Source organism: Gulosibacter massiliensis, from assembly GCF_900626105.1.
Lineage (GTDB): Bacteria > Actinomycetota > Actinomycetes > Actinomycetales > Microbacteriaceae > Gulosibacter > Gulosibacter sediminis.
In genome coordinates this window covers 1,905,189-1,917,255 of record NZ_UYZX01000001.1, presented here as the reverse complement: position 1 = coordinate 1,917,255, position 12,067 = coordinate 1,905,189, and the positions used below count along the sequence as shown (strand labels likewise).

At 70.1% G+C, this 12,067-nt stretch carries 8 protein-coding genes; 1 reads left to right on the top strand and 7 read right to left on the bottom strand.

Features of this window, described 5'->3' with window-relative positions; genetic code table 11:
- Nucleotides 1-97: 97 nt before the first annotated feature.
- Nucleotides 98-1,486, top strand: coding sequence for an NAD(P)/FAD-dependent oxidoreductase (locus EJL01_RS09095; RefSeq protein ID WP_125107211.1), 1,389 nt, complete (start codon nt 98-100; stop codon nt 1,484-1,486).
- 8 nt (nt 1,487-1,494) lie between these two features.
- Here the strand turns inward: EJL01_RS09095 and EJL01_RS09090 are convergent, their stop codons facing one another.
- From EJL01_RS09090 to EJL01_RS09060, 7 genes are all read right to left on the bottom strand, one after another.
- A complete protein-coding gene (locus tag EJL01_RS09090; RefSeq protein WP_125107210.1) occupies nt 1,495-3,075 on the bottom strand; it encodes an amidohydrolase in 1,581 nt (526 codons plus the stop codon).
- Nucleotides 3,072-5,507 carry a ComEC/Rec2 family competence protein gene (locus EJL01_RS09085; RefSeq protein ID WP_164509768.1) on the bottom strand — a complete coding sequence of 812 codons (2,436 nt, stop codon included), beginning with the start codon at nt 5,505-5,507 and terminating at the stop codon, nt 3,072-3,074. The genes EJL01_RS09090 and EJL01_RS09085 overlap by 4 nt, the downstream gene beginning before the upstream one ends.
- Before the next feature lie 8 nt (nt 5,508-5,515).
- Complete coding sequence (locus EJL01_RS09080) at nt 5,516-6,322, bottom strand: helix-hairpin-helix domain-containing protein (RefSeq protein WP_241209155.1); 807 nt, start codon at nt 6,320-6,322, stop codon at nt 5,516-5,518.
- Nucleotides 6,323-6,631: 309 nt separating this feature from the next.
- Nucleotides 6,632-7,744 (bottom strand): substrate-binding domain-containing protein, encoded by a 1,113-nt coding sequence (locus EJL01_RS09075; RefSeq protein WP_125107208.1) that lies wholly within the window; start codon nt 7,742-7,744, stop codon nt 6,632-6,634.
- 73 nt (nt 7,745-7,817) lie between these two features.
- Nucleotides 7,818-9,188, bottom strand: a complete 1,371-nt coding sequence (gene mmsB, locus EJL01_RS09070) for a multiple monosaccharide ABC transporter permease (RefSeq protein WP_431834726.1) — start codon at nt 9,186-9,188, stop codon at nt 7,818-7,820.
- The gene (locus EJL01_RS09065) at nt 9,185-10,702 is read right to left on the bottom strand and encodes a sugar ABC transporter ATP-binding protein (RefSeq protein WP_125107463.1); all 1,518 of its coding nucleotides are present in this window, start codon (nt 10,700-10,702) and stop codon (nt 9,185-9,187) included. The genes mmsB and EJL01_RS09065 overlap by 4 nt, the downstream gene beginning before the upstream one ends.
- A gap of 98 nt (nt 10,703-10,800) precedes the next feature.
- Nucleotides 10,801-12,033 (bottom strand): ROK family transcriptional regulator, encoded by a 1,233-nt coding sequence (locus tag EJL01_RS09060; RefSeq protein ID WP_125107207.1) that lies wholly within the window; start codon nt 12,031-12,033, stop codon nt 10,801-10,803.
- Nucleotides 12,034-12,067: the final 34 nt, after the last annotated feature.

Below are 12,067 nucleotides of genomic sequence, written 5' to 3'. Positions count from 1 at the left end.
CCCGCCTGCCTAGGATGCGGGGTAGCGGGGCCGCTCGTTCGGCTCCGTCGCCGACGCGTCGGGCGCCGGTGTGACGGGATTCGCACAAGGGAGCGTCATGACCGAGCAAGCAAGCACCGCAGCAGACTTCGATAGCGCAGGCGCAGCGGGTGCGCCGGACGCTCGGTCCGCCGATGCAGCGTCAGGCGACAGCGTGGCCTCGCGCCTCGACGCGACCGCGATAGGTGTCCACACCGACGAGGTTGCCGCGCGCTACGACCACGTCATTGTCGGCGCCGGCATGGCGGGCGCCTCGGCCATTGCGGGCATCCGGGCGGAATCGCCCGACACGACGATCGGCATGTTCGGGGCCGATGTCGCGGCGCCCATCTATCGTCCCGACCTCTCGAAGACGCTCTGGGTTGACGCCGACGCGACGCTCGAGGCCTCGCTCATGATCTCGGGCGCCGAGGGCTCGGAGTCGGCGCCCGACGCGGGCACGCGCATCCACCTCGGCGTCGAGGTCGCGGCAATCCACCCGGAGGCGCACGAGATCGAGCTCGCCGATGGCCGCCGCGTCGGCTACGGCACGCTGCTGCTCGCAACGGGCGCCGAGCCGCGCGTGGTCGACGGCATCGAGCCCGGACCGCGCGTGATCGAGTACCGCACCGTGAGCGACTACCGGCGCCTGCGCGAGCTCGCGGCGCCGGGCGCCCACATCGTCGTGGTCGGCGGCGGCTTCGTGGGCAGCGAGGTCGCGGCCGTCCTCTCGGTGAACGACGTGCGTGTCACGCTCGTCGCGAGTGTCGTGCCGGCGCTCGCGCACCAGCTTCCCGCCGCGCTCGCCGAGGCGGTCACCGCCGAGTACGGCAAGCACGACGCCGAGGTCATCACCGGGCGACTCAAGGGCGTGCGCGAGACGGATGACGGCGTCACCGTCGCGCTCGAGGACGGCTCCGAGCTCCCGGCCGATGCCGTCGTGGTCGGCGTCGGCGTGACCCCGCGCACCTCGCTCGCCGAAGCGGCCGGGCTCACGGTGCACGACGGCATCATCGTCGACGAGCAGCTGCGCGCATCCGCGGCCGACGTCTTCGCGGCCGGCGACGCCGCCCGCTACCCCGATGCCCGGCTCGGTGAGCGCCGGGTCGAGCACGCCAACGCCGCCGAGACCCAGGGCAAGCTCGCCGGCCGCAACATGGCGGGCGCGGGCAAGCCGTACCGCACCACCCCGTTCTTCTGGTCGGACATGTACGACTACGGCTACGAGGCCGTCGGCGAGCTCGACACCCGCCATACCGTGGTCGAGGACTATGCGACCGGCGACGACGGCTCCCCCGACCTCACAACCGGCGTGGTCTACTACGTCGATGACGCGGGCCACGTGCGCGGTGTGCTGCTCTGGAACGTGTGGGACTCGGTGAAGCTCGCCCGCGAGCTCGTCGAGCGCACCGCATCCGAGCCCGTTGACGATCTGGCAACGCTGCGCGGCGCGATCCCCCTGCCGTAGCCGGCCGGTCAGCGGCGGAAGGCGACCTCGCCCGCGACGATGGTTGCCTCGACCTGCGTGCGCCAGAGGGTCGACGGGTCGGCGTCGAATGGGTCGGCGTCGACGGCGATGAAGTCACAGAACTTGCCCACCTCGAGTGTGCCGGTTTCGTGCTCGAGTCCGGCAGCGAATGCGCTGCCGAGCGAATGCGCGAGCAGCGCCTCTCGCACCGAGATGCGCTCCTCGGGCTCGCGGCCTCCGGCGGGCTCGCCGTCGCGACGCTGTCGCGTGACCGCGGCGTGAATCGCGAAGAACGGGTTCGCGGGCTCCACCGGGGCATCCGAACCGAACGCGAGCGTCACGCCGCGGTCGAGCAGGCTGCGCCACGGATAGTGCTGCGTCGCGCGACCGCCGAGCAGCTGCACGCTGAGCGGATAGTCGGTGGTGCAGTGCGTCGGCTGCATCGACGCGACCACCCCGAGCCTGGCGATGCGGTCAATGTCGCGCGGCTTGAGGTGCTGCGCGTGCTCGAGCCGCAGGCGCAGGCCGGCGGCCCGCGCCGCATCCGCGACCTCCTCGAATACGTCGAGCACGCGGGTGTTCGCGCGGTCGCCGATCGCGTGCACCGCGACGGCGATGCCGGCGTCGACCGCGCGCCGGGTCAGCGCGCGCAGTTCGGCGTCGTCGGTCACGGCGATGCCGGAGTTGCCGGGCTCACCCTCGAAGTCCTCGTGGAGGTGGGCGGTGTGCGGGCCGAGCGCGCCGTCCGAAAACAGCTTCACCGCGCCGCGGGTGAGCCGTTCGTCGCCGTCGTAGCTGCGCCAGCCGTCGGCGATCGCGCCCTCGAGTTCCGCGTCGCGGAGCATCTTGTGCACGCGGATGCGCAGGCGCCCCTCGCGCTGCAGTTGCAGGTACGCGTCGCCCACCTCGAGATCGTCGATGTCGGTGAGCTGCACGAGGCCCATCGCGAGCAGCTCGGCCTGCTGCTCGTCGAGCAGGTCGGCAAGCTGCCCGGGCGTCACGCTGGCGATGTGCTCGCCGACAAGGTCAGCGGCACCCTCGAGCAGCAGGCCCGTCGCGCGGCCCGCGTCGTCGCGCACGATGCGGCCGCCGTCAGGGTCGGCCGTGGCGTCGGTCACGCCGGCGAGCTCAAGCGCGGCGGTGTTCGCCCACACGGCATGGCCGTCGATCGTGCTCAGCAGTACCGGCCGCGCGCCGAAGATTTCGTCGAGGTCGCGGCGGTCGGGTGCGCCGTCGTTCCACGGGTTCGCGTTCCACGCGCCGCCCATGACCCAGGCGTCACCCGGATGTTCCTCCGCCCACTCTCGCAGGAGCTCGAGGGTCTCGGCGTACGACTCGGTGTCGCGCAGGTCAGGCCCGAGCCGCTCGAGCACGCGCGCGCCGGAGTGGATGTGCGCGTCGTGGAAGGCGGGCAGCACCGCGGCGCCCGGCAGCTCCACGACGTCGGCGTCGGGCCCCGCGAACTCACGCGCCGCATCCGCCTCACCGACGAACACGATGCGCCCGTCGCGGGCGACGATCGCGCCGTCGATGGGCGCCTCGGCGGCCAGGGTGTGGATGCGCGGATGGCGGAACAGCGTCGTGGTCATGGGCGCCTCACTTTCTCGCGTCTCAGGCTAGCCGGGCGCTGTGGCTTCCTGAACATCCACCCGCATGGTCCGCGACATCGTGGAGACCGGGGTGTGGCGCGGCGAGCCGTCCACGCGCTGACGACCCCGTCGACCTCGAACACCGCGATCGAGCCCGCCTCGTCGGTGCGCAGCCACGGGATGCCCGCCGCGCGCAGCAGCGACAGCGCGGCATCGGTCGGGTGCCCGTAGCCGTTGTCGGCGCCGACCGAGATGAGCGCGAGCCGCGCCCCGGTGCGCTCGTAGAGTTCGGCGAGTTGGTCGCTCGAGCCGTGATGCGACATCTTCACGACGTCGACCGGCACGAGGTCGAGGTCGAGCTGCGCCTGCGCATCCTCACCGAGGTCGCCAAGAAACAGGATGCGCAGGCACGACGCGCGGCAGCTCTCGGCCGGGTCGACCCGCACCACGAGGCTTGAGTCGTTGCCCTCGAGCGTCGACGGCGCTCCCCCGTCGCCGCGGCGCGGGCCGAGTGCCGTGACCACGACATCCCCGAGCGCGAGCGTGTCGCCGGCGCCGACGAAACGCACCGGGATGTCCGCGGCCTCGAGCCGCACGGTGAGCGATTCGCCCCGCGCCTCCTCGGTGTCGGGCAGCCACACCTCGCCGACGGGCACCGACAGCTCGCCCGCGGCGCCGACGTGGTCGCGGTCGAAGTGGCTCACGAGCAGCACGTCGAGCCGCGTGACTCCGAACTCGTCGAGGCAGGCCGCGAGCGCTGCCGGATCGTCGCCAGTGTCGACGAGCACGATCGCGTCGCCCGCGCGCAGGAGCAGCGCGTCGCCCTGCCCGATGTCGCAGGCGACGAGCCGCCACGTCTCGGGCAGGTCGCGCAGGCGCACCGCGAGACGCCCGACCGCTCCCGCGACCACCACAAGCAGCGCCACCACGAGCACGACCGACGTCGCTCGCTGCAGTCGACGCCACCGCACGCCCCTCCCGCGCCGCACGACGATGACGACGCCGACGCAGGTGCACATGAAGGCGAGCGCGCCCACCCCTCCCCCGAGCCACGGCACCGACGCCGCCGGCAGCACCGTCACCGTTTCGGCGATGAGCCCGATCCACTGCGCGGGTAGCCAACTCACCCACGCGAGCGCGACCCCGAGCGGCGGCAGCACGAGCCCGACGAGGCACGCGACGAGGCCGACGATCGTCGCGAGCGGCGCCGCCGGGGCGGCGAGCAGGTTCGCGACGACGCCGTAGAGCGGCAGGCTCGGCTCGAGCAACAGCAGGATGGGCTGGCACGCGAGCTGCGCGACGAGCGGCACCGCGATGAGCAGGGCGATCGGCGGCGGCAACCATTGCGAGAGCCACCCGGCGAGCGGCCCGGTGCCGATCAGCAGGCCCGCCGTCGCCGCGGTCGACAGCGCAAAGCCGTAGTCGTGACTCAGCCACGGGTCGGCCGAGAGCAGCACGAGCACCGCGAGCGCGAGCACCGGCACCCCCGCGATCGGCCGCGCGAGCGCATCCAGCGCAATGACGATGAGCGCCATCGCACTCGCCCGAATCACCGAACCCTGCGGCGTCACGAGCAGCACGAACGCGGCGAGGCCCGCGCTCGCGGCGGCGGCGCGTACCGCCCGAGGCCAGCCCGCAAGCCGCCCAATGCCGATAAGCGCGGCAACGATGATGGCGATATTCGATCCGCTGACCGCGGTTAAGTGACTCAACGAGCTCACCTTCATCGCCGTGTCGAGGTCGTCATCGACGAGCGACTCATCGCCCACCGCGAGGCCGGGCACAAGCATCGCGCCCGGCGCGGGCAGGCCGCCCGCGATCTCGACGAAGCGCTCGCGCACGCCGTTCGAGAGCTGCAGCACCGGATGCGGCTGGCCCGTCACCTCGACCTCGCCGCGGCCGAACGCGAGCGCCACGACGTCGTCGCCGTCCTCAGCCGCGACCACCTTCGCGTCGAGTCGCAGCCCCGTGCCGATCGGCTGCGCGGCGAGCTCGGGCGGGGTGAACAGCAGCAGCGGTGCCCCGTCGAGCGAGGTCGCGCTCGCCGAGTAGAAGTAGCCGCGCACGCCCTCACGCGGCGGGCTCGTCGTCACGACATCGAGGGTGAGCGTGGTGTCGCGCTCGAGCGCCGCCACGAGTTCCGCGGGGATGCGCCCCGCGGCTGTCACCGCGGCGAGCCCGGCGGTGAGCACACCGGCGACCGCCGCGAGCGCGAGCGTCGCGGCGAGCCCGCGCCAGCGCATCCCACCCCGCCAGCCCCACGTGAGCGCCAGCGCCGAGGTCACCGCAAGCGCGATCGCGATCGGCCATGCAGCAGCCGACCACTGCGTCGCGCACCAGGCCGCGAGCCACCCGATCGCGGCGGGCGCGAGCAGGCGGTAGTCGGGCGGCGCGGGGCCGTCGCGCGCGGGCCCCTCCGCGGCGGAACTCACCGCGTCACTCATACGGTGACAAGCTCCTTGAGCCCGTCGAAGGTCGCGTCGCCGATGCCTGCGACATCCTTGAGCTGGTCGATACTCGTGAAGCCGCCGTTCTGCTCGCGGTAATCGATGATGCGCTGCGACATCGCCGGGCCGATGCGCGGCAACGTTTCGAGCTCAGTCGCGCTCGCGGTGTTGAGGTTGATGAGTCCACTCGAGCTGCCGCCACCCGTCGAACCGCCGCCGTCGTCCGAGCTGCCCGCTGGCGGCGCCTCGCCCGGCTCGGGCACGTAGATCTGCTCACCATCGACGAGCGGCCGCGCGAAGTTGAGCTGCTCGGCGTCGGCCGCGTCGGTGACGCCGCCCGCGGCCTCGATCGCGTCGATCACGCGGTCGCCGGCCGCGAGCTCGTAGACGCCGGGCGCGTTGACGGCGCCGGCGACGTGCACGAGCACGGTGCCGGCCTCGGATGCGCCGGGCTCGGCCACGACCCCGGGCGCAGCACCGCCCGTGGCCGCGGGCGTCGCTCCGTCGCCGAGCTCGTCGAGGTCGGGGATCGCGTTCGCCCGCGGTTGCAGCGCGATCGCGAGCACGACGATCGCGCAGACGACGAGCGCGAGCACGACCACGGCACCGAGGCCAAGCTTCCACCGGGGCCGCTGCGGCGCGGCAAAGAGTTGGTCGAGCTCGTCGTCGGCGAGGAGCGCGGCGGCTTTGTTCGCTTGCTCGGTGCGCTCCTCTGCGGCATCACGCTCGCCTTGTGTGTCGCCGACGCGAGCACACGCGCGACCGCCCGTGCCGCGTGATTCGGGGTGCGCACGGGGCACGGCTTCGCGTGCCAGCCCGTCAAACGCTTGCCCGCGGGGCGCCCTCGCCTCCCGCCCGCAACCCCAGTCCGGCTCATCCAGATATGCGTCCTCGGGCGGCTCCCCCGGCGGCGCGAACTCCTCAAGCCCCGCCCAAGGCACGCGGAGCCACTCGTCGTCGGGAACCGGGGCTGCGGAAGGAGATTCGGGGTGCACGCGCGGCAGGCTAGCCAGCGCATCCGGCCCCCGACCGCCAACGAAGCAGCGCCTGTGGAAACTCGCGTTTCCACAGGCGCTGCGGGAGTCAGGCCGCTAAGCCCAGGCTGAAAATTAGCCCTCGGTGAGCGGTGCCAGGTTCGGATCGTCGGCGTACACCTCGGCGGCGTTGTCCTTCGTCACGATAACCGGGTCGAGCAGAACTGACGGCACCTCGCTGCTGCCGTTGTCCATCGGCTCGGTCGTGGGGGTCTCACCCTGCTGGAGCTGCTGGATGAGCTCGATCGTGTCGGCCACGAGCTTGCGCGTGTCCTTGCTGATCGTCGAGTACTGCTGGCCCGCCATGATCGACTTCACCGACTCAACCTCCGAGTCCTGACCGGTCACAACCGGAGTCTCGAGGCCGGCGTCGCTCGCCGAGGCGAGGATCGCGCGAGCGAGGGTGTCGTTCGGCGAGAGCACGCCGTGCAGCTCGGTGCCGTCCGAGTAGTTCTGCTGGATCAGGTTGTCCATGCGCTCCTGCGCGTTCTCAGCCAGCCAGTCCTGCGTCGCCGTCTGCGCGATCTCGGTCTGACCCGAAACCACGTTGAGCGTGCCGTCGTCGATGAGCGGCTGGAGCACGCTCATCGCGCCCTCGAAGAACACCGGGGCGTTCGAGTCATCGGGCGAACCCGAGAACAGCTCGATGTTGTACGAGTCCTGCTCGCCGAAGCGCTCCTTCATGCCGTCCACCAGGGCCTGGCCCTGCAGCTCGCCAACCTTGTAGTTGTCGAAGGCGATGTAGTAGTCGACGTTCGGGGTGTCCTGAATCAGGCGGTCGTAGGCGATGACGGTGATGCCAGCGTCCTTCGCGGCCTGCAGCTGCGAACCAAGCTGCGACGTGTCAGCGGCACCGATGACGATCACCTGCGCACCGTTCTGAATCATCGTCTCGATCTGCGCCTGCTGGTCCTGCACGGCCGAGGCCGAGCCGGCGTACTGGACGTCGTCGGTGAAGCCAGCCTCCTGCAGCCCGTCGACGAACAGGTCACCGGCGAGCACCCAGTTCTCACTGGTCTTGTCGGGCAGCGCCACACCGATGCGGGCATCTGCGTCGATGGCCGCGGCGGGTGCGTCGGTCGAGTCGCCCGATGAGGCCGGGTCGCCACCACGGCCTGTGCTGCAGCCGGCGAGCAGCAAGCCCGCCACCGCTGCCAGCGCGACGGCGCCAAACAGTTTCTTCTTCATGGGGTTTTCCTTCTTCTCAGGGTGTCCAACCTCGACGGTCGTTGTCGAGGATGTGCGGGATGGAGTTGTTGAGTTAGGTGGTGGACTTCGGGTCGGATGCGGCAACTGAGTCGGATTTGGCGGCGAGCGGGTCGGCCGGGTCGGCGGGTTGTGCCTCGCCCGTCGTCGCCTCGAGCTCGACGGCCGCCTGTTTCGCCTTCATCTTCGCCATCATCGTGCCGATAATCGACGGGCCGCCGGCGCGCTTGTTCATGACGTCGATACCGACGGCGACGAGCAGCACGAGGCCCTTGATGATCTGCATGCGGTCGGTCGAGACACCGATGAGCTGCAGGCCGTTGTTCAGCACGGCCATGACGAGACCACCAATGACCGAGCCCATGACGGTACCGACACCACCGGCGACCGCGGCGCCACCGATGAACACACCGGCGATGGCGTCGAGCTCCCAGCCCGTGCCGTCGGCGGGGCCGGCCGCGCCAGCGCGGGCCGCCCAGAGCATCCCGGCGATACCGGCGAGCGTCGACATGTTCATCATGACGAAGAAGTCGGTGCGGCGGTCGTTCACGCCCGACAGCTGCGCGGCGCGGCGGTTACCGCCGACGGCGTAGATGTGGCGGCCGGTGCGGGTGCGCGAGGTGATGAACGCGTAGAACATGATCAGCACGGCGAGGATGATGCCCGAGATCGGGAAGCTCGTGCCGAGTCGGCCGGAGGCGAACAGCAGGGTCGCGTAGATCACGATCGCGACGAGGATCGCCGTGCGGGTGACCGTCACCCAGCTCGGCTCGAGCACCGCCTCCATGTTCTTGCGCTTCGCGCGGTTGCGCACCTGGCTGTAGATGATCGCCGCGATGATGATCGCGCCGAGCAGCAGCGTGAGGTTGTTGAAGCCGGTGTAGGGGCCGACCTCGGGCATGAAGCCGTAGAGCGCCTGCTTGAACTCGTCGGGCACGGCCACCGTCTGCGCCTGGCCGACCCACTGCTGCGCGCCACGCCAGATGAGCATGCCGGCGAGCGTCACGATGAACGCGGGGACGCCGACGTAGGCCACCCAGAAGCCCTGGAACGCGCCGATCGCGGCGCCGAGGAGGATACCGAGGAGGATGCCGCCCCACCAGGGCAGGCCCCAGTCGCGCATCGACGTCGCGACCACGATGCCGACGAACGCGGCGACCGAGCCGACCGACAGGTCGATGTGGCCGGCGATGATCACCATCACCATGCCCACCGAGAGCAGCAGGATGAACGAGTACGCCTGCACGAGATTGATCGCGTTACCCGGCGAGAGTGTCGTACCACCGGTCCACACCTGGAAGATGAGGATGATCGCGACGAGCGCGAAAAGGATGCCGAGCTTCTTCAGCGAACCGCGCTGGCCGAAGATCTGCCAGACGTCGCCGAATCGGAATCCGCGCTTTTCGGTCGAGTTGTCGGCCATCATGCCGGAGTGCCTTTCTTTACTGGTGCCATGTGGCGCATGAGCTCTTCTTGGTCGACGCCCTTGGCGTCGAGTTCGCTCGTGATTTCGCCCTCAAAAATCGTGTAGATGCGGTCGGCCATGCCGATGAGTTCGGGCAGCTCGGACGAGATGAGCACGATCGCCTTGCCCGAGTCGGCGAGGCGGCGGATGATCTGGTAGATCTCGGCCTTCGCGCCGACGTCGATGCCGCGGGTGGGCTCGTCGAGGATGAGCAGCTCGGGCTCGGTGAACATCCACTTCGCGAGCACGACCTTCTGCTGGTTGCCGCCCGAGAGCGTGTCGACCCCGACCTCGACCGAGGGGGCGCGCATCCGCAGCTCTTGCCGGTACTGCTCGGCGTACTTCGCCTCGGCGAGGTCGTCGACGACCGGGCCGTGCGAGATGCGCGAAAGCTTCGCGCTCACGACCGAGGTCTTGATCGGGTCGAGCAGGTTGAGGCCGAGCGACTTGCGGTCCTCACTCACGTAGGCGATGCCCGCGCTGATCGCCTCCTTGACGGTGCGCAGCTTCACGGGCTTGCCGTGCATGAACGCCTCGCCCTCGAGCTTGTTGCCGTAGGCCTGGCCGAAGATGCTCATCGCGAGCTCAGTGCGGCCGGCGCCCATGAGGCCCGCGAAGCCGACGACCTCGCCCGCGCGCACCGTGAAGTTCGACGACTTCGCGACGAGGCGCGTGGGATCGACGGGGTGCTGCACCGTCCAGTCGCGCACCTCGAACAGCACGTCGCCGATGGTGGGCTCGTGCTCGGGGAACCGATTGCCGAGCGTGCGGCCGACCATGCCGCGGATGATGCGGTCTTCGTCGATCGTGCCGTCGACGACGAGCGACTCGATGCTGTGGCCGTCGCGGATGATCGTGATGGTGTCGGAGATCTGCTCGATCTCGCCGAGCTTGTGCGAGATCATGATCGACGTCATGCCGCCCGCCTTGAGTTCCTCGAGCAGCTCGAGCAGCGCCTGCGAGTCGTTGTCGTTGAGCGCCGCGGTGGGCTCGTCGAGGATGAGCAGCTTCACGTCCTTCTCGAGCGCCTTCGCGATCTCGACGAGCTGCTGCTTGCCGACACCGAGGTACTTGATCGGGGTGTCGGGGTCTTCGTTCAGCCCGACGCGGTGCAGCAGGTCGATGGTGCGACGGCGCGCCGTGTCCCAGTCGATCGCGATGCCGCGGCGCAGCTCGTGGCCGAGGTAGATGTTCTCGGTGATCGACAGCTCGGGAATGAGCGCGAGCTCCTGGTGGATGATCACGATGCCGGCGGCCTCGCTCGCGGCGATGTTGTTGAACCGCCGCACCTCACCCTGGAAGACGATGTCGCCCGTGTAGGTGCCGGCCGGGTAGACGCCCGACAGCACCTTCATGAGCGTCGACTTGCCCGCGCCGTTCTCGCCGCAGATCGCGTGGATCTCGCCCTCGCGAACGCGAAGATTCACGTTCTCGAGCGCCTTGACACCTGGGAACTCCTTGGTGATATTCACCATTTCGAGCAGGTTCGCCTGACTCGTGGACACCGGCACCTCCTCGTGCAGTGTTAGGGATGTTTCGCAGCACGTCGGCGTGATGCGTTCAATGAAAAAACCTACGGCCGTGGTTTGTTGCTGTCAACTCCTGAATGCAAACTCGTGCCGTCGGATTGCACGAGGTAGGCCAGTTCGTCGGCGCGTTCGAACGCGATTGCCGCCGCGCCGCGCGCGCCGCCGCCCTCGCCGAGCGTCGAGAGCTCGACCCGAGTGCGCTCGGCCACCGAGGGAATCGCAAACCGCGCGAAGCCATCGCGAATCGCCTCGATGAACACGTCGCCGGTCTCGCTGAGCGGCCCGCCGACGACGACGAGCCGGGGCCCGAGCAGGTTCACCGCTGACGCGATCGACTGGCCGAGCGCGGTGCCCGCATCCTGCAGCACGCGCACCGTCGCGCGGTGACGTTCGTTCGCGAGCTTGACCAGCTCATCCCGCTTCACCTCGCGGCCGAGCGCCTCGGTGAGGTGCTGCAGCACGACCGGGGTCGAGGCGACGGTTTCGAGGCAGCCGCGGTTGCCGCAGCGGCAGTGGCTGCCCGACGAGTCGACCGTCGAGTGGCCGAGCTCGCCCGCGATGCCGAAGCCGCCCGTGTAGAGCGAGCCGCCGACGACGATGCCCGCGCCGATGCCTGTGCCGACCTTGACGAACATGTAGTCGCGCTCGTCGATCGCGGCGCCCCAGGTGCGCTCGGCAAGCGCGCCAGCATCGGCGTCGTTCGCGAATTGCACGGGCATGCCGAGGGCGCGTTCGACGTCGCTCGCGGTACGCCCGAGCCACTCGGGCAGGATCGTCCCGTCGAGCACCTGGCCGCTCGCGCCGTCGATGGGGCCGGGGATTGCGACGACGATCGCGGCGACGTCGTCATCGTCGCGTTCGTACTCGGCGAGGGATGCGCTGAGCAGCTCGCGCACCCGGCGCAGCGACTCCTCGGCCGCGCTGCCGGAGGGCATCGACACCCGTCGTTCGGCGACGAGTTCGAGGCCCGGCGTCGCGAGCACGAGGCCGACGTGGCTGCGGCCGATATCGACCCCGACGGCGACGCGTCGGCTCGCGATGCGCGGCGTGACGAGGGTGGCTTTGCGACCCGACGAGACGGTGTCGCTCGTGTCGACCATCCCCCGCTCGCGCAGGGTGCGCACGATCGACGAGACACTCGCATTCGAGAGCTGCGTTCGCCGGGCAAGTTCGGATTGCGTGGCCGGGCCCGCACTGATGAGCTCGCGCAAGATGGCGCGCTCATTGCTCACCCGCAGGGCGGCGGTTGAACCTGGACGTCGATGGCCGGAACGCATGTGGCTATAGTGGTTCCTGCGGTCGTTGCTGTCA

Coding starts and splice junctions, on each gene's coding strand:
- EJL01_RS09095 (WP_125107211.1), top strand. CDS start 98: ATGACCGAGCAAGCAAGCACCGCAGCAGACTTCGATAGCGCAGGCGCA.
- EJL01_RS09090 (WP_125107210.1), bottom strand. CDS start 3,075: ATGACCACGACGCTGTTCCGCCATCCGCGCATCCACACCCTGGCCGCC.
- EJL01_RS09075 (WP_125107208.1), bottom strand. CDS start 7,744: ATGAAGAAGAAACTGTTTGGCGCCGTCGCGCTGGCAGCGGTGGCGGGC.
- mmsB (WP_431834726.1), bottom strand. CDS start 9,188: ATGATGGCCGACAACTCGACCGAAAAGCGCGGATTCCGATTCGGCGAC.
- EJL01_RS09065 (WP_125107463.1), bottom strand. CDS start 10,702: ATGGTGAATATCACCAAGGAGTTCCCAGGTGTCAAGGCGCTCGAGAAC.
- EJL01_RS09060 (WP_125107207.1), bottom strand. CDS start 12,033: ATGCGTTCCGGCCATCGACGTCCAGGTTCAACCGCCGCCCTGCGGGTG.